General features: G+C 70.8%; 19 protein-coding genes and 1 riboswitch. Of the genes, 9 read left to right on the top strand and 10 right to left on the bottom strand.

What is annotated here, in order from left to right; all coding sequences use genetic code 11:
- Positions 1–187: 187 nt before the first annotated feature.
- Positions 188–1,630 (top strand): long-chain fatty acid--CoA ligase, encoded by a 1,443-nt coding sequence (locus DMB42_RS10380; RefSeq protein WP_260477604.1) that lies wholly within the window; start codon positions 188–190, stop codon positions 1,628–1,630.
- A gap of 44 nt (positions 1,631–1,674) precedes the next feature.
- Here DMB42_RS10380 and DMB42_RS10375 read toward each other — a convergent pair whose 3' ends face one another.
- The 3 genes from DMB42_RS10375 to DMB42_RS10365 all read right to left on the bottom strand — a co-directional run bounded on the left by DMB42_RS10375 (position 1,675) and on the right by DMB42_RS10365 (position 4,107).
- Positions 1,675–2,679: an endonuclease/exonuclease/phosphatase family protein gene (locus tag DMB42_RS10375; RefSeq protein ID WP_125633105.1), complete on the bottom strand. Its 1,005-nt coding sequence runs from the start codon at positions 2,677–2,679 to the stop codon at positions 1,675–1,677.
- Between the two features lie 41 nt (positions 2,680–2,720).
- Complete coding sequence (locus tag DMB42_RS10370) at positions 2,721–3,299, bottom strand: hypothetical protein (protein WP_125633103.1); 579 nt, start codon at positions 3,297–3,299, stop codon at positions 2,721–2,723.
- A 100-nt stretch (positions 3,300–3,399) separates the two neighbouring features.
- Positions 3,400–4,107, bottom strand: a complete 708-nt coding sequence (locus DMB42_RS10365) for a hypothetical protein (protein WP_125633101.1) — start codon at positions 4,105–4,107, stop codon at positions 3,400–3,402.
- Positions 4,108–4,625: 518 nt separating this feature from the next.
- Between DMB42_RS10365 and DMB42_RS10360 the strand changes: the two genes are divergently transcribed.
- A complete protein-coding gene (locus DMB42_RS10360) occupies positions 4,626–6,404 on the top strand; it encodes a hypothetical protein (protein ID WP_125633099.1) in 1,779 nt (592 codons plus the stop codon).
- A 17-nt stretch (positions 6,405–6,421) separates the two neighbouring features.
- A complete protein-coding gene (locus DMB42_RS10355; protein WP_125633097.1) occupies positions 6,422–6,763 on the top strand; it encodes a hypothetical protein in 342 nt (113 codons plus the stop codon).
- A 54-nt stretch (positions 6,764–6,817) separates the two neighbouring features.
- Here DMB42_RS10355 and DMB42_RS10350 read toward each other — a convergent pair whose 3' ends face one another.
- The 3 genes from DMB42_RS10350 to DMB42_RS10340 all read right to left on the bottom strand — a co-directional run bounded on the left by DMB42_RS10350 (position 6,818) and on the right by DMB42_RS10340 (position 11,353).
- Positions 6,818–7,456 (bottom strand): GPP34 family phosphoprotein, encoded by a 639-nt coding sequence (locus tag DMB42_RS10350; RefSeq protein WP_185844574.1) that lies wholly within the window; start codon positions 7,454–7,456, stop codon positions 6,818–6,820.
- Positions 7,453–8,850, bottom strand: coding sequence for an APC family permease (locus DMB42_RS10345; RefSeq protein WP_185844573.1), 1,398 nt, complete (start codon positions 8,848–8,850; stop codon positions 7,453–7,455). The genes DMB42_RS10350 and DMB42_RS10345 overlap by 4 nt, the downstream gene beginning before the upstream one ends.
- Before the next feature lie 208 nt (positions 8,851–9,058).
- Positions 9,059–11,353, bottom strand: coding sequence for a chitinase C-terminal domain-containing protein (locus DMB42_RS10340; protein ID WP_312024722.1), 2,295 nt, complete (start codon positions 11,351–11,353; stop codon positions 9,059–9,061).
- A 238-nt stretch (positions 11,354–11,591) separates the two neighbouring features.
- Here DMB42_RS10340 and DMB42_RS10335 point away from each other — a divergent pair, with 238 nt between their 5' ends.
- A complete protein-coding gene (locus tag DMB42_RS10335) occupies positions 11,592–12,953 on the top strand; it encodes a sulfatase-like hydrolase/transferase (RefSeq protein WP_185844572.1) in 1,362 nt (453 codons plus the stop codon).
- Here the strand turns inward: DMB42_RS10335 and DMB42_RS10330 are convergent.
- The 3 genes from DMB42_RS10330 to DMB42_RS10320 form a co-directional block, all read right to left on the bottom strand.
- Positions 12,948–13,697 carry a PP2C family protein-serine/threonine phosphatase gene (locus tag DMB42_RS10330; protein ID WP_125633091.1) on the bottom strand — a complete coding sequence of 250 codons (750 nt, stop codon included), beginning with the start codon at positions 13,695–13,697 and terminating at the stop codon, positions 12,948–12,950. The genes DMB42_RS10335 and DMB42_RS10330 overlap by 6 nt on opposite strands.
- Complete coding sequence (locus tag DMB42_RS10325; protein WP_125633089.1) at positions 13,698–13,991, bottom strand: hypothetical protein; 294 nt, start codon at positions 13,989–13,991, stop codon at positions 13,698–13,700.
- A 159-nt stretch (positions 13,992–14,150) separates the two neighbouring features.
- Positions 14,151–16,109 (bottom strand): glycosyl hydrolase family 18 protein, encoded by a 1,959-nt coding sequence (locus DMB42_RS10320; RefSeq protein WP_125633087.1) that lies wholly within the window; start codon positions 16,107–16,109, stop codon positions 14,151–14,153.
- A 242-nt stretch (positions 16,110–16,351) separates the two neighbouring features.
- Between DMB42_RS10320 and DMB42_RS10315 the strand changes: the two genes are divergently transcribed.
- Positions 16,352–16,699 (top strand): luciferase family protein, encoded by a 348-nt coding sequence (locus DMB42_RS10315; RefSeq protein WP_125633085.1) that lies wholly within the window; start codon positions 16,352–16,354, stop codon positions 16,697–16,699.
- Between the two features lie 254 nt (positions 16,700–16,953).
- Positions 16,954–17,091: riboswitch (cyclic di-AMP (ydaO/yuaA leader) on the top strand.
- Positions 17,092–17,104: 13 nt separating this feature from the next.
- Positions 17,105–17,815, top strand: coding sequence for a CHAP domain-containing protein (locus DMB42_RS10310; protein WP_125633083.1), 711 nt, complete (start codon positions 17,105–17,107; stop codon positions 17,813–17,815).
- A gap of 61 nt (positions 17,816–17,876) precedes the next feature.
- Here DMB42_RS10310 and DMB42_RS10305 read toward each other — a convergent pair whose 3' ends face one another.
- Positions 17,877–18,434, bottom strand: coding sequence for a TetR/AcrR family transcriptional regulator (locus tag DMB42_RS10305; RefSeq protein ID WP_125633081.1), 558 nt, complete (start codon positions 18,432–18,434; stop codon positions 17,877–17,879).
- Positions 18,435–18,531: 97 nt separating this feature from the next.
- On the opposite strand from DMB42_RS10305, the gene DMB42_RS10300 reads away from it, so the two are divergent.
- The 3 genes from DMB42_RS10300 (at position 18,532) to DMB42_RS10290 (ending at position 21,134) form a co-directional block, all read left to right on the top strand.
- Positions 18,532–18,990, top strand: coding sequence for a nuclear transport factor 2 family protein (locus DMB42_RS10300; RefSeq protein ID WP_125633079.1), 459 nt, complete (start codon positions 18,532–18,534; stop codon positions 18,988–18,990).
- Between the two features lie 105 nt (positions 18,991–19,095).
- Positions 19,096–20,319: a Tm-1-like ATP-binding domain-containing protein gene (locus DMB42_RS10295; protein ID WP_125633077.1), complete on the top strand. Its 1,224-nt coding sequence runs from the start codon at positions 19,096–19,098 to the stop codon at positions 20,317–20,319.
- Positions 20,319–21,134: a phosphoenolpyruvate hydrolase family protein gene (locus DMB42_RS10290; protein WP_125633075.1), complete on the top strand. Its 816-nt coding sequence runs from the start codon at positions 20,319–20,321 to the stop codon at positions 21,132–21,134. The genes DMB42_RS10295 and DMB42_RS10290 overlap by 1 nt, the downstream gene beginning before the upstream one ends.
- Positions 21,135–21,149 lie beyond the last annotated feature (15 nt).

The raw sequence follows: 21,149 nt of genomic DNA, 5'->3' as shown, positions 1-21,149 counted from the left end.
CGGCGGGTGCCGGGCTTGCGGAAGATGTCCCTTGATGGTGCTGGATCATGCACCCGTGGAGGAAGGGCGGGGAAAGTCCGGCATTTCGATGACATCAAGCGCTTGGTGTCCTAGCTTGAGTGCTGACCGTCAAGGAGTGCCGATGCGGAATCAGGGGCTTGGGTCTTGGCCGGCACGCAGGGCGCGGATGACGCCCGGCCGGCCGGCGGTCGGCTACCCGGGAATCGACCGGACCTACGGCGATCTGTACGGCCGGGTCACGCGGCTGGCCCGCGCGTTCGCCGACCTGGATGTGGGACGCGGCGACCGGATCGCCTACCTCGGGGCCAATCACCCGTCCCTGGTGGAGACGTTCTTCGCCGCGGGGCTGCTCGGAGCGGTGTTCGTCCCGCTCAACACCCGGCTCGCCGCGCCCGAGCTGCGTTTCGTCCTGGACGACTCCGGCGCCCGGGTAGTCGTGCTCGGCGAGGGCCAGGACGGCGGCGGGCTGCCCGGCCGCCACCTGACCCAGGACGCCTTCGAAGAGCTGATCGCCGGCGCGCCCGCCGGCCCCCTCGACGAGCCGGTGAGCCAGGACGACATCTGCCTGATCATGTACACCTCGGGCACCACGGGACGCCCCAAGGGCGCCATGCTCACCCACGCCAACCTCATCTGGAACGCGGTCAACCTGCTGGTCGACGTGCCGCTCGCGCACGACGAGGTGACGCTGGTCAGCGCGCCGCTGTTCCACATCGCGGCCCTGGCGCAGACGCTCGTGCCCACCGTGCTCAAGGGCGGCAGGGCGTTGCTGGAGCCGTCCTTCGGGGTGGACAGGACGTTCGACCTGGTCGAGTCCGAGCGGGTGACGATGATGTTCGGGGTGCCGTCGATGTTCGCGGCCCTCGCGGGGTCGCCGCGCTGGGCGACGGCCGACCTGTCCAGCCTGCGGCACCTGCTGTGCGGGGGAGCGCCGGTGCCCGAGGCGCTGATCAGGGCGTACCGGGAGCGGGGGCTGACCTTCCTTCAGGGGTACGGCATGACGGAGACCTCGCCGGGCGCGCTCTTCCTCGGGGCGGGGCACCCGGACGGCAAGCTCGGCTCGGCCGGGGTGCCGTGCTTCTTCTCCGACGTGCGGCTGGTCGCCGACCTCGGCGCGCCCGCCGTCCCCGGCGAGTCCGGCGAGGTGTACGTGCAGGGCCCCAACGTGATGCCCGGCTACTGGCGACGCCCGGAGGAGACGGCGAAGGCGCTGTCGGCCGACGGCTGGTTCAGGTCGGGCGACCTCGGCGTGACCGACGCGGACGGGTACGTCCGCATCTCCGGCCGGATCAGCGACATGTACATCTCCGGCGGCGAGAACGTCTACCCGGCCGAGGTCGAGAGCCTGCTGTACGAGCATCCGGCAGTGGCCGAGTGCGCGGTGATCGGCGTACCGGACGAGAAGTGGGGAGAGGCCGGCAAGGCGCTGGTCGTGCTGCGGGCGGGCATGAGCGCGGAGCCCGACGAGCTGCTGGCGCACCTGGACGGCCGCCTGGCCCGCTTCAAGATCCCGAAATATCTGGAGCTCGTCCCGGAACTCCCGAAGAACGGCGTCGGCAAACTGCTCAAGGCCAGGCTGAGAGAGCTCTACGGAGAGCAGCGAGCCTGACCGCCGGGCAGGGCGCCGGGCAGCAGGGCGGGTGGTCAGGCGGCTCAGCCGAGGTCGGGCAGGCGCAGGTCGGCGAAGACGCCGCGGTGGTCGGTGCCCGGCACGTCGAGGATCTCCGTACTGGCCACACCCACCCGGCGGTCGGCCAGGACGTGGTCGATGGCGATGACCGGCGGGATCGCCCGGCCGTTGGGCCAGGTCGGTATGAGCCCCTTGCCCACCTGGTCGGCCGCGTCCACGTAACCGCGGGCCAGCAGGTCGCGGAAGGCACGGTGGTCGAGGCTGGCGTTGAAGTCGCCGGCCAGGATCCTGACCACCGACGGCGACGGGGACGGCAGCGCCTTGAGCGAGGCGTTCCACTCGTCCACCTTCGGGCCGAGCGGCGGGTTGGGGTGGACGGCCACGATCTCGACCTTGCCGCCGGCGGGCACGGACAGTGTGGCGGCCGGCATGTTGTGGCCGATCGGGGTGAACAGGCCGGTCAGCGGCCTGAGCGGGTATTTGGCGAACAGGCCGCTGCCGATCGCGCCGTCGGCGTCCTGGAGCACCCTGTAGGGGAGCAGCTTGCGCAGCCCGGCCTCGTCGAGCCGGGCGACCGCGTCAGGCGTGAGCTCCAGCGCGCTGAACACCTGGACGTCGTACGCGCGCACCAGGCGCACCACGGTCTCGGCGTCGGCCCGGCCGAACAGGTTGATCGACAACACCCGCAGCGAGACGCCGTCGGCCACCTCCCCCGCCACCCCGGACGTGCGCGGGATCAGGCACGAGACCAGCACCACGCCCACGAGCGCCGCGCAGAGCGCCGCCGGACGGTTGCGCTTGAGCATCGACAACAGCGCGGTCAGCGCGGCCAGCCCCGCGCCGATCGGCGTCACCGTCATGAGCTGGGTGAGGAAGGACCCGGTCTCCAGACCGCCCACCCGCAGCGCCGCCCACACGGCCAGCAGCGCGACCACGGTCCAGGCGAACCAGCGCCTGGGCCGCCGGGGTGCCCGCCGCTCGTCGGCCGGGGCTCGTTCGGTCGTCGCGCTCGCTCCGCGTTGATCCACAGCTTGAACCTTAAGGCAGCGGCGGATGGGCTGAACCGGGGTCAGCCCGCGGACTCGGCCCTGGCCTTGATGGTGAGGAGCTGCCTGCGCATCGCGACGAAGTCGCCCACGTCCATCATCGCGACGTGGGCGGCGCCGCGTACGGTGGGCTCGCCGCGCGTGCGCGTCCGGAGGATCAGCCGGGTGCCGCCGCCGGTGTCGCGGAGCACGACGGAACAACTCGTGGTGGCGTCGGCGCCGCGGTCGGCCAGCACCAGGCTGTACGGGGCCTCGACCCGTTCGACGACGTACCCGCCGCCGTCCATGACGTCACCGGCCTTGAGGTCGCGCGGGGGTTGCGCGGGGTCGGGGGGCGTGGGACCGGCGGTCCCGGGGCGCGCGCCGGGACGCGGATGGCCGGTGAGCCACACCACCCAGGGCCAGACGGCGGCGGGCGGCGCGTTCACGGTGACGGCGCGGGTGGCCTGGAGCTGGGGGAGCGGGACGATGTCGTCACCCGGCAGGTCCTCGTGCACCTCGCTGTCGGTCGCGCCCCAGCGCAGGTGCCAGGGGCGTACGGCGAGCAGGTATCCGGCCGCCGCTCCCACGGCCAGCCGGATCAGGGGGCGTGGCAGGAACATCGCAGTACTCCTTCGCATGTGGCTGATGGAACGAGTGGAACGAGTCAACGATCGGACGCCGAAAATAGACGGCTTGTGACTGAATTATGGGTGAATATGGCTAAATCTGGTGAGCTTTCCAAATTGTCAGGTCGTAGGCCTCCGCTATCGGCTGCCAGGACTGCGCGAATTGTGCTTTCGCCGTCTGCGCGGCCTCCGATCTGCTGAGTCCGCGCCGATAATCCCGGTCGCCGGAGACCGGGCCCGTACACCCGCCCGCGAGATGGCGGCGGGCCCAGGACAGGAACGCGGTGTCGGCGTCGTAGGAGGCGTCGAGCGCGGCGATGAGCGTCTGCTTCAGCGCCGCGCCGTCGGGGAGGGCCGCCAGTTCCAGGGTCCGGGCGGCGGTGAGCTGGTCGCGGCGGCTCGCGGTGATGTCCTCGATCGTGTCCACGGCGTTCCGGCGGCACCTGGTGGCGTCGGCGATCGCCGTCGAGAGGTTGGAACGGGTGGAGCTGCTGCTGGACAGCAGGCTTTCCACCTGCCCGGCCTGCTGGGCCGCCACCGCGTCCCCGCCCGCCGTCGGCTCCCCGGTGGGGGTCGCCTCGCCGGTCGGGATCGCGTCCCCGGTCGGTGTCGCGTCCTCGCTGGGAACGGCGTCCCCCGTGGGCGCCGGGTCCCCGGTCGCCGCCGGGTCCGACGCCTGCGACTGTACGGCCGCCGGCGTCCCGCCCTCGTCCGCCACGGCGGTGGCGGACGGACGGCTCCCGGCCAGCCACCACACCACGGCCGTCGTGGCACAGGCCGCCGCCACGCTGACCAGCACCACCGGACGCCGCCACGCCGGCCCTCGCAACCGCTCAGGCGGAGGCGGCAGCCCATCACTCCCCACACCCGCCCGCGACGGCACACCCCCAAACTCCCGCACATCTTCCATCCGTCCATCACCCGTCCGCCCGCCCAAGGACGCTCCCTCGTCACCCGCGCGCGCTGCGCCCGAGGGACCTGCGCCCGAGAGGCCGGGCCCCGTGGGATCGGCGCCCGCGGGGTCTGCGCCCTTGGGGGGTGGGGGAACGGAGGGTGGGGGAGCGGTGCTGGTGGGGGCGCCGCAGCGGGGGCATTGGGGGAGGGTGCCGGGGTCGCTGCCGCATCGCCGGCATCGGCCGCCCGCCCCTGAATGGTGGACCAATACACCCTCCCGTAATGCTCCGTAAAGGGATGAATTTCGATTATTAAGCTTTGTGCAGAGCTTCAGTTCCGGTCAACGAGACTATTTGATAACAACCATCGCCCTCACGCACTCGCCCCTCATAAGCTCGGCCGCGCAATCACCGACGAAGGAGGGTCATGGCCGTCGACAGCCCCGGCGCCGCCGGCTCGACGCGTGACACGGCGGCCGGCACGGGCGTCCCGCGCATGAGCAACGTCACGCGCTACCTCAGCGCCGCCGCCTACCTGGACAGCGGGTTCCGCGACCGCGTCCTGGCGGAGCTGATGTTCGATCCCTACCGCGCGGTCCCCCCGTCCTACGGCGGCTTCGACCTGGTCCCGGTCGTCCACCACTGCCGGCGTTCGCGCTCGATGCTCGTGGTCCGCGACGCGCTCATCACCGTGTTCTTCCTCATCGGGTTCATGGTCTCCCCGCTGAGCACGATCGCGTGGGTGGCGATGCTCGTCCCGCTCGTGCTGCTGACCTCCGCGCAGGTCCGGCGCGGATCGGTGGCGCTGCGCGCCCTGATCTGGTTCTGGGCCGGGAACATGGCCCTCTTCCTGCTGCTCGCGCTGCTCTCCAGCGGGCTGTGGGCCATGTGGGCCAACGCGCTGTCCGGCCCCTCGTTCTTCGGCGACGGCCCCTCCTACGGCCCCGCCGAGATCCTGAGTCTGGGCGTGGGCGCGCTGGCGCTGGCGATGTTCGTGCCCTTCATCACGCTGGGGGTGGCGCTGGTCTACCGGATCGCGACGTACATGACGCTGGCCGGCACGCTGCGGCCGGGCGCGCCCGCGGCGGTCACCAGGGCGGCCAACCCCAAGACGGCCCACCGCGTCGACTACGTGCGCAGCGCCCAGTGGGGCAACGTCACCATGTACGCCAACGAGGACGCCTTCATGGGCGCCGGTTCCATCGTCCGGAGCTGGTCGATCGCCGTCGAGCTCGACCGCGTACGCGGCCGCGAGGGCCCGCCGCGCCGCCAGGACGACCCGGTCGACGTCGACCCCGTCGAGCTGCACGCCTTCGTCCGCGAGCGGCTCAAGGACATGCGCGACCGCGTGCTGCGCCCGAACGAGGGCATCCAGCGCCTCGACATCGGCGACCACGTCGTCACCAGGGGCGTCTTCACCGTGGCCGACTGGCACCAGGGCGGCGTCCAGGTGCCCCACCCGCTGATCGGCAAGAACGGCCTGCCCAGATCCCACGCCACGCAGGAGGAGATCGAGGCCATCGCCCGCCATCCCCAGGGCGGCGTGCGCTACTACCAGCGGGTCACGATCAACAACGCGGGCCAGGAGATCCGCGACCGCAACGGCGAGCTCGTCGCGCCTGCCGAGGACCAGGAGGCGCTGACCTCCGCCTTCATCTACCTGGCCGTCGAGGGCCGGATGCTCTACACCCAGTTCGTGGTCACCGTGCTCCCGCCCGCCCTCGGTCCGTACCACGTGGTGGACCGGTTGCCCACGATGACCGGCGGCCGGATCGCCTGGGAGGCGGTCAGGTCGCTGAAGCTGCGGCTGCTGCGCGACGTGCTGGCCGCGCCGGCCCGCCTGGCGCGCGCGGGCATGCAGGCCGTCCGCCAGAACATGCTGGTCCCCGACCCGCGCAAGCACATCGTCTATCCCTACGGCGCCCGCTTCAGCGTCCGGGAGCTGGGCGCGAGCGACGACCTGCAGACCCACATCCAGGTGCTCGACGTCTCCAAGTACGTGCGGATGATCGAGCAGCGGCTCACCGAGGCGGTCCTCGACTTCCTGGAGGACCGGGGCGTGGAGACCGGCGCGTACCGGTTGCAGGCGGCGAGCGTGACCATGAACACGCTGTCCGTGAGCGGCGGCGCCACGGTCAGCGGCCCGGTGGCGTTCGGGCAGCAGGCGTCGGCGACGGTCAACAACCTGGGAAGGCCGGGCACGTGACGAACGAGGAGACCCCCATGGACAGCCGGTACGGCGTGCACATCAGCGGCGGCGAGGTCAGCGGCCCGATCGCGGTGGGGCCCCACTCCCGCGCCACGGTCAACAACCTGGGCGGCACGTCCCCCGGCGAGGCGGCCCGGCTCCTCGACCGGCTGGAACGCCTGCTCGCCGAGCACGAGTCGGACGTGACCGAGCCGGCACGCGCCCGCCGGGACGTCGCCGACGTGCGGCAGGAGATCGAGCAGGCCGATCCCGACCGTTCCCGGGTCATGGACGCGCTGAAGCGGTTGTCGGCGCGGGCGGCCGAGGTGTCGGTGATCGTGGAGGTCGTCGGCCAGATCCGCGAGCTGTTCGCCTGAACGCGGACCCGCCGGTAACGCGGCCTCGCCGGTGTGCGGGCCGGCGGGCCGGGGTCAGCGGAAGACCGCGACCGCGGCCTCGCCGAGCATGTCGTCGATCAGCTTCACGACGTCCTTGACGACGGGGGAGTGGGTGACCGCGATCTCGCGGAGGCGTTCGATGAGCCGGGCCGAGGGCTGGTCGAGGTAGAGCTCGGCCTCCAGCCGCAGCGCCGCCACCAGCCCGCACAGCGCCGCGCCGCGCCCGTCGGGCTGCTTCCACCCCTCCACCGCCGAGCGCACCCCGGCCGAGGCGCGCACGACCGAGGCGATGTCGGCGAGCTGGTAGCGCGTGTACGGCAACATGCCCATGCGCCGCCTGGTCACCATGACGAGCACGTTCGAGGCGACCAGGCTCTGGCGGGTGCGGTCGTAGGCGTCCTCGGCCAGCTTCTTGATCCAGAACTTGGCGTCCCGCTCGGCCCGGTCGCGGGCCAGCATCGGCACGAGGGAGTCGACGACCGGGTCGCCGACCGGGGTGGGGTCGGCGACGGAGATCCGGCCCTGCCCGACCGTGACGCGCTCGCTCAGGGCCAGGTCGAGCAGCACGGCCCCGACCAGCCCGACCGCCATCGAGTGCTGGTGCACCAGGGGCTTGCCGGTCTGGTCGTGGCCGATGAGGAACAGCTCGTGGTGCAGTGGCGCCCGGGTCACGTCGCTCGGCTGACTGTCACGTCGGCCGCAGGCTCGCCGCCCAGTACGGGCCGGCGGCCGAGTGCGTACAGGATGCCGAGGACGACGGCGCCGATGGCCAGCCAGATCAGGCCCACCCGCTGCGCCATGATGTTGGCGTTGATGATCACGAAGATCAGGATCGCCATGCCGATCAGCGGCGCCAGCAGATGCGACCAGATGTCGGTGGAGCGCCGGCGGACGGTGTAGTGCACGATCACCGACAGGTGCAGGATGACGAACGCGATCAGGCCGCCCATGTTGACCAGGCTGCCCAGCAGGCCGATGCCGTCCTCGCGGTTGGCCATCCACACGCCGAGGCTGACGGACAGGGCCGAGACGAGCAGGATGGCGTTGGCCGGCACGGAGTGCTTGACCGAGACCTTGGCGAGGAAGGAGGGCAGTTGCCGGTCGCGGGCCATCGCGTACAGCAGGCGGGAGACGGCGACCTGGGCGACCAGCGTGTCGGCCAGGCCCCAGGAGATCGCGGTGGCGGTCGAGGTGACGTGCCGCAGCCACTCGCCGCCGGCCGCGGCGGCGGCGTCGTAGAAGGCGGTCTCGGAGCCGTTGGCCAGCACACCCGCCGGGTCGGGCACGACCAGGGCCGCGACCCAGACCTGGACGATGAACAGCAGGCCGGCCAGGAACAGCGCGAGCCGCATGGCCTTGCCCACCTGGGCCGAGCCGCCGGACGACTCCTCGACGAGCATGCTGATGCCGTCGAAGCCCAGGAAGGACAGCACCGCGACGGAGACCGCGGCGAAGATCACCGGCCAGGAGAAGGTGTCCGGGTTGAACAGCGGAGAGAGGCTGAACCCGTGCCCCCTGCCCTGGAGCAGCGCCCAGACCCCGGCCAGCACGAACAGGCCGAGCACGACCAGCTCACAGGTGATCAGCACCTTGGTGAGGGACATCGTCATCCGGATGCCACGCAGGTTGATCAGCGTGTTGACGGCCACGAAGACGACGATCCACCCCCATACGGGCACCTGCGGCAGGGTGTTGTGCATGGCGACCGAGGCGACGAGGTAGAGCAGGCTCGGCACGAGGAGGTAGTCGAGCAGGATCGCCCACCCGGTCATGAAGCCGACCGGCGGGGCGATGCCGCGGCCCGCGTAGTTGTAGACCGACCCCGACAAGGGGAACGCCTTGAGCATCTGCGTGTACGACGCGGCGGTGAACAACATCGCGACCATGCCCACCAGGTACGCCAGGACCGGCATGCCGCCCGACGCCGAGTAGACCGGACCGAAGATCGCGAAGGGCGCGATCGGCACCATGAAGATCAGGCCGTAGAACACGAGATCGGTGAGCCCGACCCCACGGCGTAATTCCTGTCGGTAGCCGAACTGCTCGATGTTCTCCTGTGGTTGCACGACAGCCTCTCCATGTCGTCATGCGTGAACGCTGGGGGGTGCGGGCCGTCGGTATACGCATGGGATTACGGACACCGGTGGGGCTCGATCTGGCGATCCTTCCGTAGCCCGCCGTCACGTCGCAAGAGGCTGCCCCAGGTCGTACGTACCTGACCTCGCCGAAGCGGGCGTGACGCGGGCCGTCCCGCCCGCCCGCGGGCGGCGCCGGTCAGCAGGCGCCGGCGTCCTTCCAGACGCCCCACTCGCCGGTGGTGCCGGGCTCCTGGCCCTGCGTCCACCACTTGGCCTCCCACGTGTGGCCCTTGTGCGAGACGCGCTGGCCGCCGGTGTAGACGGCCGTCGCGCTCCAGGCGGGCGCGGTGCAGGCGCCGCCGGTCGGGGTGACGGTCGGCGTCGGGCTCGGGCTCGGCGTGACGCCGCCGCGCGCCAGGTCCTGCGCCAGCCCGTACGTCCGGCCGCCGAAGGTCAGGGTGTAGTTCGCCTGGCCGGGGACGGGCAGGTAGTAGACGTAGTCGAGGGTCACCGACGCCCCGGGGGCGAGCGACTGCCAGGTGGGCAGCTTCACCGACACCCGGTGGAAGTCGCCCTTGAGCCCGCCGATGTTGTTGCCGGTGTGCTCGCTGCTGATCACCCGCAGGCCGAAGCCCGACTGGTCCTTGGCGTTGTTCGGCGCCGAGGTCGCGTAGTCCCACTGGAACTCGGCGCCGCCCGGGATGGCGGTCTGGGTCTTGTTGGTGATGACGAGCTTGGGGTTGATCGGGTAGTTGCTGTCACCGGCGGGGAAGCCGGTGGCCTCGATCGTGACGTCCAGCTTCTCGGCCGGGACGGCCACCTTGGCCTTGGCCGCGCCGTACGGGGTCGCCGTCCTGAGCTTGTCGTAGAGCAGGCTCGTCAGGGTCTGGCCCATGAAGTACTCGCCCTTGGCCGCGTCCCAGGCGTAGTCGCCGGCCAGCTCCCAGATCATCACGCCGCCGATGCCCTGGTTCTTGACGTAGTCGGCCTTGGCGCCGAGCGACTGGTCGTCCTCGGTGGACAGGAACACCTTCTTGGTGGCGTTCCACAACCAGGGCGCGGTCAGGGTGGTGTTGTAGTTGCGGGTGTAGGTGCCGGTCAGCCGGTCCTCGGGGTCGTTCGCCGGGTCCAGGCCGTAGGCGGGGCCGTAGGAGCCGGAGATGCCCTTGGCCAGGTTCATGGCGTGCCACATGGGGTTGGAGCCGGCGCCGACCTCCTTGCCGTTCTCCTCGTCGTGCCACAGGTTGTCGATGCCGCGGGCGCCGTCGCCGCAGGTGGTCAGGCCCTGCGGGCAGCTTCCGCTCGGGCCGTTGGAGGTGCCCCACAGGCCGTTCACGCCGCCGTTGACGTTCTTCCAGCCGCGTGTGTAGTACGGCACGCCGACGTTGATCCGGCCGGCCGGCATCGCGCCGCGGAAGTAGTGGTAGGCCCAGTCGGTGTTGAGGTAGCCGAGGCCGCCGTACTGCGCGGCGGTGTAGACGCCCCACTTGGCCAGCTCGGCGTCCTTGCCGTCGTCGTACAGGGCGGCGTTGGGGCCGACGAACTCGTTCCAGGCGCCGTGCAGGTCGTACGACATGATGTTCACGTAGTCCAGGTACTGGGTGACCTGGAACGTCTCCATGCCGCGCAGCAGGTAGCCGGAGGCGGGGGCGGCGACGGTCAGCATGTAGTACTTGCCGTCGGCGGCGGCCGCGGTGTCCAGCTTCTGGCGCAGCGTCTTCATCAGGGCCGCGTAGCCCTTCATGAGGCTCGACCTGCGGGCGTTGGCGAGGGTCCAGTCGAGCGGGTTCCCGGCGTCCTTCATCGAGGTCGGGTACTCGTAGTCGATGTCCACGCCGTTGAACCCGTACGCGCGGACGAACGCGACGACCGAGTCGGCGAACGTGCCGATGCCGGCCTGGTTGACCGAGCCGTCGGCGTTGGTGGTCATGGAGTAGAAGCCGCCAGAGGCCACGCGCTTGCCGGTGGCGTCGAAGTAGCCGCCGGTCTCGGCCCAGCCGCCCACCGACACCAGCGTCTTGGTGCCGGGGTTCTGCTTCTTGTACTTGTTCAGCAGGTTGAAGTGGCCCTTGTAGGAGTAGGCCGGGTCCATCTCGGCGCCCGCGACGCCCGGCCACTCCATCCCGGTGGCGGTGTCGTCGACGGCGATCTTGTTGGAGCCGTCGACGTGCGCGAAGGCGTAGTTGATGTGGGTGACCTTGCCCCACGGGATGTTGGAGGCCAGGTAGGCGGGCTGGCCGTTCTTGCCGGTGCGCCAGCTCGTGAAGTAGCCGATGATGCGGCGGGGGTGGTCGGCCCCCATCTTCTCGCGGCCGTCCTCGTCGTAGTTCAGGCAGTAGGGGACGTCCACGCCGGGGGTCTGGTAGAGGCCGTCCGGGCGGCAGGCGGCGTTGTCGGTCGCGGCGCTGGCCGTACCGGCCAGGGCTCCGGCGATGAGGAGCAGCGAGGTGCCGCACGCGGCGAGCGCCGCGCGTAAACGTGAAGGCTTCAAGGGCCACCTCCGATGGGGCATGACTGGGGGGTTGATCGGAACCTAAGTCTGCTGACCAGGGTCGTCAATGCTCTCTATTAGGAAACTTTCTTAATAATTCGCGAAGGGGCCACGGAGTCCGATGGTTGCCCCCGGCCGATCATGGAGGTACGGTGCCTCCACCCGCGTGTTAATCGATTAACAGCACCGATCGACAGCACGCCGTCAGCGCTGACCGGCCTTCGACAGGAGCCCACGCTTGCGCCCGAACGTGATCGTCGTCCTCACCGACCAGCAGCGGTGGGACACCGTCGGCCCGCTCACCCCGAACCTCGACCGGATGGCCAGGCACGGCACGCAGGCCACGGTGGCGCTCACCCCGCAGCCGGTGTGCGCCCCGGCTCGCGCCGCCCTCCAGACCGGGCGTTATCCCACGTCCGTGGGCGTGCACCGCAACGGGCTCACCCTTCCCGAAGGGCAGCGCACGCTCGCCCACCACTTCGGCGCGGCCGGGTACGCCACCGGCTACATCGGCAAGTGGCACCTGGCGGACGGCGACCCCGTACCGGCCGGGCAGCGCGGCGGCTACGGCACCTGGCTGGCGGCCAACACGCTGGAGTTCACCTCCGACGCCTACCGCACGATCGTCTACGACGACGCGGCCGAGCCGGTGTTCCTGCCCGGCTACCGCTCCGACGCGCTGGTGGACGCCGCCGTCAGGTTCGTCGCCGACCACCACGCCGAGCCCTTCTACCTGTTCCTGTCGTTCCTGGAGCCCCACCACCAGAACGAGGTCGACAACCACCCGGCCCCCGACGGCTACGAGGAGCGTTACCAGGGCCGCTGGCTGCCCGCCGACCTGGCCGCGCTCGGCGGCACCTCGGCCCGCCACCTGGGCGGCTACCTGGGCCAGGTCAAACGGCTGGACCAGGGCCTGGGCCGGCTGCTCGACGCCCTGCGCAGCATGGACCTGCTCGACGACACGATCGTGGCCTACACCTCCGACCACGGCAGCCACTTCAGGACCAGGAACGACGAGTACAAACGTTCCTGCCACGACGCGTCCCTGCGGGTGCCGCTGGCGCTGCGCGGCCCCGGCTTCGACGGCGGCGGCGCGATCTCCCGCCCGGTCAGCACCCTCGACCTGCCGCCCACACTGCTGGCGGCGGCCGGGCTGCCGGTGCCCGGCGAGATGCAGGGCCGCTCGTTCCTGCCGCTGCTGGCCGACTCCCGCGCGCCCTGGCCGGAGGAGGTGTTCTTCCAGGTGAGCGAGTCGGAGGTAGGCCGCGGCATCCGTACGGACCGGTGGAAGTACTACGTCGTCGCGCCGGACGCCGACCCGTGGGACACCCCCGCCGCCACCCGCTACCGCGAGCAGGCCCTGTACGACCTGCACAGCGACCCCCACGAACTGGTCAACCTGGCCGGGCTGCGCTCGCACGCCCAGGTGGCCGCGGAGCTGCGCGAACGCCTGATACGCCGGACGGTCGAGGCGGGCGAGGCCGAGCCGGTCGTCGACCCGGCCGCCGAGCTGGACTCCGACGAGCGGGCGCTGCCCGACCCCGCCGTACGCGTGCTGGGCCCCGAGCCGGTCAGGTTCGGGCACCAGCGGCGCTCATGAGCCCGTCCTGCGCATGATGAGCACGGCGATGTCGTCGAGCTGGGCGCCGTCGGTGAAGGCGGTCAGGTCCGCGGCCAGGGCCTCGACGGTCCTGGCCGGCGGGTCGCGGGCCCAGGCGCGCAGCCGCCGCTCCAGCGGGTAGAACTCGCCCTCCCGGTTGCGGGCCTCGGTGACGCCGTCGGTGCACAGCAGGAGCGAGGCGCCCGCCGGGAAGGCGAAGCGCGCGCCGTGGCGCGGCGCGCCCGTCAGCGCGGCCAGGCCGAGCGGCACCTCGGGCTCGCCGAGCCAGGCCAGCCCGGCGTTCCCGCCGTGGATGAGGTACGGCGCGATGTGCCCGCAGTTGACCGCGTCCACCTCCAGCTCCGGGCCGATGTCCAGCAGAAGCGCGGTGACGAAGCGTTCGCGCTCGCCGGTGTGCGCGGCGAACCTGTTGTGCCTGATCACCGCGTCCTCCAGGGCGTCGGCCACGCCCATGAGGGTGGTCTCGCGGTAGGCCGCCTCCCTGAAGGCGCCCAGCACGGCCAGTGCGGCGCCGATCGCGGGCAGCCCCTTGCCCTGCACGTCCGCGATCATCACCCGGGTCCCGTGCGGCGACGGCGCCACCTCGTACATGTCGCCGCCCACCATCGTGTCCTCCTCGATGGGCTGGTAGAGGCCGTCCACGACCACGTCGAGCGAGCGCAGCGGCAGCGGCCTGACGAGCTGGCGCTGCAGCGCCGCGGCCGCCGACCGCAACCGGCGCACCTACTCCTCGCGCTGGATCCGGTAGCTCGCGCCGACCACGCTCATCAGCCCGAACGCCGCGGTGAAGCCGGAGACCTCCAGGTTCGTGCGCAGGTTGCCGCCCAGATAGGCGACCGAGCCCGACACCACCAGCAACACCCACAACGACGCGATCGCCGTCTGCCACACCGTGCCGAGCCCCGACACGATCGCGGGCAGGAAGATCAGCACCGGTACGAGCTCCGCGCCCCCGCCGGTGAACTTGTCCAGCCCGACCACCAGCGCCGTGATGCCGATCAGAAAGACCACGAACACCGGCGTCGAGAACAAGGGCTGTTTGAGCCCGCCACCCCAGAGAATCGTCGTTCACCCCCGGTGACCAGCTTCTCCCAGAGAGTTGGCGTTCCGTCCTGCGGCACGCCGGACACGGCGAAGGGCCGGTCCCGAAACCGGGACCGGCCCTGAGGTGCGAACTTATCCGAGGCCGTTCTTCATGGCCGTGAGGAGTTCGGCGTTGGTGGTGTCACCGCTGAGCTCCCAGAAGAACGCGCCGCCGAGGCCCTGGTTCTTCGTGTAGCTCATCTTGCCGCCGATCGTGCTCGGCGTGTCGTAGCTCCACCACTGGTTGCCGCAGTAGGCGTAGGCCGTGCCCGCGACCGTGCCGTTGGACGGGCAGCGGGTCTTGATGACCTTGTAGTCCTCGATGCCCTGCTCGTACGTGCCGGGCGCCGGGCCCGTCGCCGTGCCGCCGGGCGCGGCCTGGGTCACGCCGGTCCAGCCGCGGCCGTAGAAGCCGATGCCGAGCAGCAGCTTGGCGCCCGGGACGCCCTTGCTCTTGAGCTTCTGGATGGCGTTGTCGGTGTAGAAGCCGGGAATCGGGATCCTGTCCCAGGTGGTGAGCGGCGAGTGCGGGGCGGTCGGGCCCTTCGCGTCCCATCCGCCGAAGAAGTCGTACGTCATGACGTTGTACCAGTCGACGTACTGGGCGGCGCCGCCGTAGTCGGCTGCGTCGATCTTGCCGCCGTCGTTGCCGTCGGCGGTGATGGCCGCGGTGACCAGGTTGTTCGAGCCGAAGCGCGAGCGCAGCGCGGACATGACGTTCTTGAACGCCGCCGCGCCGCTGGTGTCACAGGTCAGGCCGCAGGCGTTCGGGTACTCCCAGTCGATGTCGATGCCGTCGAAGACGTCGGCCCAGCGGGGGTCCTCCACCAGCTTGTAGCAGGAGTCGGCGAAGGCCGTCGGGTTCTGGGCCGCCTGGCCGAAGCCGCCGGACCAGGTCCAGCCGCCGAAGGAGAAGAGCACCTTCAGGTTCGGGTACTTCTTCTTGAGCTTGCGCAGCTGGTTGAAGTTGCCGCGCAGCGCGCCGTTGTCCCAGGTGTCGGCGACGCCGTCCACGCTCTCGCCCGCCTGGTAGAAGCGGTCGTAGTCGGCGTAGCTGTCGCCGATCGTGCACTGGCCGTTCTGCACGTTGCCGAACGCGTAGTTGATGTGCGTCATCTTGGCCGCGGAGCCACTGGTGTCGATGTTCTTCACGTGGTAGCCGCGCTGGTAGATGCCCCACTGGACGAAGTAGCCCAGCACCTTGTTACCGCCGCCACCGCCGCCACCGGTGGTGGTCGCGGTGATCTGGTTGCTGTCGGCGGAGCGGTTGCCGGCCGCGTCCCGCGCGCGCACGGTGTAGTTGTAGGAGGTGTTGGCGCTGAGACCGGTGTCGGTGTGCGAGGTGCCTGTGACGGTGGTGACGAGGTTGCCGCCCCGGTAGATCTCGTAGCCGGTGACGGCCACGTTGTCGGTGGAGGCGTCCCAGGTCAGCGAGACGGTGCTGTTGCTGACGCCGGTCGAGCGCAGGTTGCCGGGGACCGAGGGCGGGGTCTTGTCGTCGCCGCCGCCTCCGCCCGTGGTGGTCGCGGTGATCTGGTTGCTGTTGGCCGAGCGGTTGCCGGCCGCGTCCCGCGCGCGCACGGTGTAGTTGTAGGCCGTGTTCGCCGTCAGGCCCGTGTCGCTGTACGTGGTGCCCGTGACGGTGGTGACCAGAGTGCCGCCCCGGTAGACCTCGTAGCCGGTGACGGCGACGTTGTCGGTGGAGGCGTCCCAGGCCAGGGCCACGCTGTTGTTCGTGACGCCGGTCGAACGCAGGTTGCCCGGCACGGACGGCGCGGTCGTGTCACCGCCGCCGCCACCGGAGACCTTCCACAGCGCCGCCACGTTCGGCGGCTCCCAGCCGGGCTGGGAGGTGTGTGCCTGGAGACAGACGTAGTCGACACCGTTGTAGGTGACGACCGTGCCGGCGGTGTAGGCCGTCCACGGCGCCCAGGCCGCCGCGAAGGCCACCGTACTGGCGGAGGCGATCGGTGGGGCGGCCACGGCCGCGGTGAGGGGCAGGGCAAGTGCCGCCATTCCCGCCAGGACCTTGCTCAGAATGGTGTGTTTCATGTCGCTCCGACATCCGTTGGGGGGTGTGTGGGGAGTGGGATGGGAGACTTCTGGGGAAACTATTAGGAAAGTTTCCTTTAAGTTGTGAATCGACGGTAGCTTCTGCCTGCGGGAGCGTCAATACGTATCGGTCAGGTGTCCGTAACCGTGCCGGTCAGGGCCCGGATACGCCCGTTCACAGGGGGATAACGGTTCAGGAACGGGGGCTGACGGCGGGGTGAGCCGTGGCCCAGCATTGGATCGTGGCAGGAATCTCCGCCTGGCGGCGGACGCCTACGCGCCGCGGACCCTATGTGGCCCGCGCGGTCGCGGAGTTACGGTCCTGGCCGTCGCTGGCTCTCAGCGGCACCGGGCAACAGGTCGCCTTCACCGTACGCGGAACCGAGATCCTGCGCCTGGCCGGCCGGGACGAGATCCACGTACGCCTCACCGCACCCGCCATCGGACGCCTGGAGCCCTATCTCCATGCGTGCGATCAGATCCATGCCTGCCGCGACCGCGCCTGGGTCGCCGTGCAGGTCGACGCCGAGCCGGATCTGGAATTGCTGCTCGCCCTCACCAGCGTCGCCATAAAGGCGCACGTGGCCTGACATTCGGCGAGCAGCGTTTCTCTTGCCGACTGCCGAAATAATTGCCCGCGTTTGCCCTGGAATTACTCGCCGGGTACGTTGGTTGTACACACCCAAGCGGGGAGTCGTCCCAGGTAGGGATGACATTGCCCGGGAATTACCCAGGCAGGCCCCATGTTGTACAGAGTCGGCGCGGGCAATCCGCGTCCGGGCGTCGCAGATATACCTTCAGGCCCTTTCCTGGGCCCGGGAAGACGTGCGTCAGCCCTTTGCCTGACCAGAGACCGCTGAATCCGCCTGTGTGCGGAACCGGGGACCCATGTGTCCATCGGGGTGAATCGGCACTGCTGTGCCGTAGGGCAGCTTCCCGCCCGAACCCGTCAGCTAACCCGGTAAGCGGCACGGAAGCACAAGGAGTAATCCCTCATGGCCAAGCACCGTCTTCACCGTGCCTTCAAGCTCGACCTCGCCAAGCTCGACCTCGGCGCGACCGCCGTCGCCGGCGTGCTCGGCACGCACGCCGCAGTGAACGCCGACACCGCCTCGCAGGCCGCCGCCGGCACCACCGCCGCGGGGACCGCCGGGACCGCCGCCCGCCCGTACGTCGCCAAGGTGAGCGACGAGAGCGCCAAGGGCAAGGTCAACGTCACCGCCGCCCAGGTCCTGGCCACCGCCAAGGCCCAGGTCGGCACCACCGAGGACGCCAACGGCGGCGGCACCAAGTTCCAGAAGTGGTACGCCTCCTCGCAGCGCGCCGGCGAGACCGTCGCCCGTGACGGCGGCAACCGCCAGGCCTACGTCAACGCCGCCTGGTGCTCGATGTTCGTCTCCTGGGTCGGCAACCAGACCGGCGCCACCCCGCAGATCGGCTGGGACGCCTACACCGTCGCCCACGCCAAGTGGTTCGCCGCCAACGACCGCTGGGGCACCGAGGCCAAGCCCGGCGCCGTGGTCTTCTTCTCCTGGGGTGGCAGCAAGGACCTGAGCGCCATCCAGCACGTCGGCTTCGTCGTCAAGAACAACGGCGACGGCACGATCTCCACGATCGAGGGCAACACCGGCAACGGCAAGGTCGAGGAGCGAGTCCGCCCGACGTCGCAGGTCGTCGGCTACGGGTACCCGTCCTACGCCGCCTGATCGCACTCCGAAAGAGCGCACTCCCACCTTGGGGGTGCGCTTTTTCGTGTGCGGGAGCGGCTCAGGGGGTGGGAGGTTTCGTGTGCTGGCCGACCAGGGCGGTGGCGGCGTGGGCGGCCGACCGGGCCGCGCCCGGGTCCTCGGAGATCATCGCGGTGACGGTGGCGCCGTCGATCAGGGTGAGCAACTGCTCGGCGAGCAGGCCGGGATCCTCCGCGCCGGCCTCCTCCGAGAGCGAGCGCAGGTAGGCGCGCAGGCGCTCCTTGTGCTCGCGCACCGCCGTACGCACCACGGCCGAACCGGCGCCCAGTTCGGCGAAGGCGTTGGCGAACCCGCAGCCCCGGAAGTCGTCCTCGGTGAACCAGCGCTCCAGCCAGCGGAACACCGAGGGGATGCCGTCGCCGTCGTCGGCCACGTACGCGGTGAGCGAGCCCATCCAGAGCTCGTCCCGCCGCCGCAGGTACGCCTCGACCAGGGCCTCCTTCGACGGGAAGCACTGGTAGAGCCGTTTCAGCGAGACGCCCGACGCGGCCCTGATCTCGTCCATGCCGACCGCCTGCACGCCGCGGCGGTAGAAGAGGTCGCCCGCGGCGTCCAGCAACCGCTGCTCGTGATCCATGACACTCCTCCAGATGCTTGCCGCGGAGAACGCTCGTTCTCTACGCTAGCGCACAGCCCGGGAGAACGCCCGTTCTCTCGACATGAGAGGACATCGCATGACACGCCCGCCCGTTCCGCCGTTCACCGAGGAGACCGCCCGGATCAAGGTCCAGGCCGCCGAGGACGCCTGGAACACCCGCGACCCCGACCGCGTCGCGCTCGCGTACACCGAGGACTCGGTGTGGCGCAACCGCGGCGAGTTCGTCACGGGCCGCGCCGAGATCGCCGCCTTCCTGCGCCGCAAGTGGGACCGCGAGCTGGACTACGCCCTGCGCAAGGAGCTCTGGGCGTTCACCGGCGACCGCATCGCCGTCCGCTTCCAGTACGAGTCCCGCGACGCCGCCGGGCAATGGTGGCGCAGCTACGGCAACGAGCAGTGGGAGTTCGACGAGTCGGGGCTGATGCGGCGCAGGGAGGCCAGCATCGACGACGTCCCCATCTCGGCCGGCGACCGCCGTATCTTCGGGCCGCGCCCCGAGTCGGACCACGGCGTGGACGTGCTCCCCGTCCACTGACTCCCCGTACGCGTCGATGGATCGCAGGAAGCCGGGCGCGTGGGATACCGGTTCGCGCGATGATCGCCGGGGTAGGGTCGAGAGGCCGATCCCAGGAGGTCTGACATGGCGGTACTGCTGCTGGGCACCCTCGACACGAAGGGGGCGGAGTACACCCTCGTCCGCGACCTGATCACCCGGGCCGGGCAGGACGTCGTCCTCATGGACACCGGCGTGATGGGCTCCTCCGCGCTGGCCGCCGACGTCCCGGCCGAGGCCGTCGCGCGGGCTGCTGGCACCGACCTCGACCGGCTCAGGAGCGCGGGCGACCGCGGCGCGGCGCTGGCCGCGATGGCGGCCGGGGCCACCGCGATCGCCAGGGACCTGCACGCCCGCGGCGGCCTGAGCGGCGTGCTCGCGCTCGGCGGCAGCGGCGGCTCCTCCATCGCCGCCGCGGTCATGCGGGCGCTGCCCGTCGGCCTGCCCAAGCTGCTGGTCTCGACCATGGTCAGCGGCGACGTCTCCGCCTACGTCGGGGAGAGCGACGTGACGCTCATGTACAGCGTCGTCGACGTCGCCGGCGTCAACTCCGTCTCCCGTCGCATCCTGTCCAACGCCGCCGCCGCGATCAGCGCGATGGCCGCCTCGTACGACGCCCGCGCCGAGCCGGCCGGCGAGGACAAACCGCTGGTCGCGGCCACGATGTTCGGCGTCACCACGCCGGCCGTGGACGCCGCGCGGGCCCGGCTGGAGTCCCTGGGCTACGAGGTGCTGGTCTTCCGCGCCACCGGCTCGGGCGGACGCGCCATGGAGGCGCTGGCCGCGGGCGGCCACTTCGCCGGGGTGCTCGACCTGACCACCACCGAGCTGGCCGACGAACTCGTGGGCGGCGTGTTGTCGGCCGGCCCCGACCGCCTGACCGCCGCCGGGAACGCCGGAATCCCGCAGGTCGTCAGCCTGGGCGCGGTGGACATGGTCAACTTCGGCCCGATGGAGACCGTCCCCGAACGGTTCAGGTCACGGCGGCTGCTCGTGCACAACCCGACCGTGACGCTCATGCGCACCACCCCCGCCGAGAACGCCGAGATCGGGCGGGCGATCGGCGAGCGGCTGGCCCGCGCGTCGGGGCCGGTCACGCTGTTCGTGCCGCGCGGCGGCGTGTCGGCCGTCGACGTCGAGGGCGGCCCGTTCCACGACCCCGAGGCCGACGCGGCCTGCTTCGACGCGGTGCTCGCCGCCGTCGCGGGCAGCCCCGTCGAGGTGGTGGAGAGCGACCAGGACATCAACGACACGACGTTCGCCGTGGCCGCCGCCGCCCGGCTGCACCGGCTGATCCAGAAGGGGGCCTGATGCATCGGGACGAGGCACTGCGGCGGCTGCGCGCCGAACGGGAGGCGGGCCGGCTCATCATCGGCGGCGGCGCGGGCACCGGGCTGTCGGCCAAATCCGCCGAGGCGGGCGGGGTCGACCTGCTCATCATCTACAACTCCGGGCGGTTCCGGATGGCCGGTCGCGGCTCGCTGGCGGGCCTGATGCCGTACGGCGACGCCAACGCCATCGTCGTGGAGATGGCCGGCGAGGTGCTGCCGGTCGTCAAGGACACACCCGTGCTGGCCGGGGTGTGCGGCACCGACCCGTTCCGGCTGATGCCGCGCTTTCTCGACGAGCTGAAGGACATCGGGTTCACCGGCGTCCAGAACTTCCCGACGGTCGGCCTGATCGACGGCGTCTTCCGGGCGAACCTGGAGGAGACCGGCATGGGCTTCGACCTGGAGGTCGAGATGATCAGGCTGGCCGCCGAGCGCGAGCTGCTGACCGCCCCTTACGTGTTCACCCCCGAGCAGGCCACGCCCATGGCGCGGGCGGGCGCCGACATCCTCGTCCCGCACATGGGCCTGACCACCAAGGGCAGCATCGGCGCCGTCACCGCGATCAGCCTCGACGAGGCGGCCGTACGGATCCAGGAGATGCGCGACGCGGCCGTCGCCGTGAACCCCGACATCATCGTGTTGTGCCACGGCGGCCCCATCGCCGAACCCGACGACGTACGCCTCATCCAGGAAAGAACGGCCGGCATCGCCGGGTTCTTCGGCGCGTCCTCGATGGAACGCCTGCCCGCGGAGCGTGCCATCGCCGACCAGGTACGTGCCTTCAAGCAGCTCTGACCGGGAGGAACCCGC

Origin of the sequence: Nonomuraea sp. WAC 01424, assembly GCF_003947315.1 — a bacterium.
GTDB lineage: Bacteria > Actinomycetota > Actinomycetes > Streptosporangiales > Streptosporangiaceae > Nonomuraea > Nonomuraea spiralis.
The sequence above is the reverse complement of the archived record's forward strand: the minus strand, read 5'-3'. Positions and strand labels throughout refer to the sequence as shown.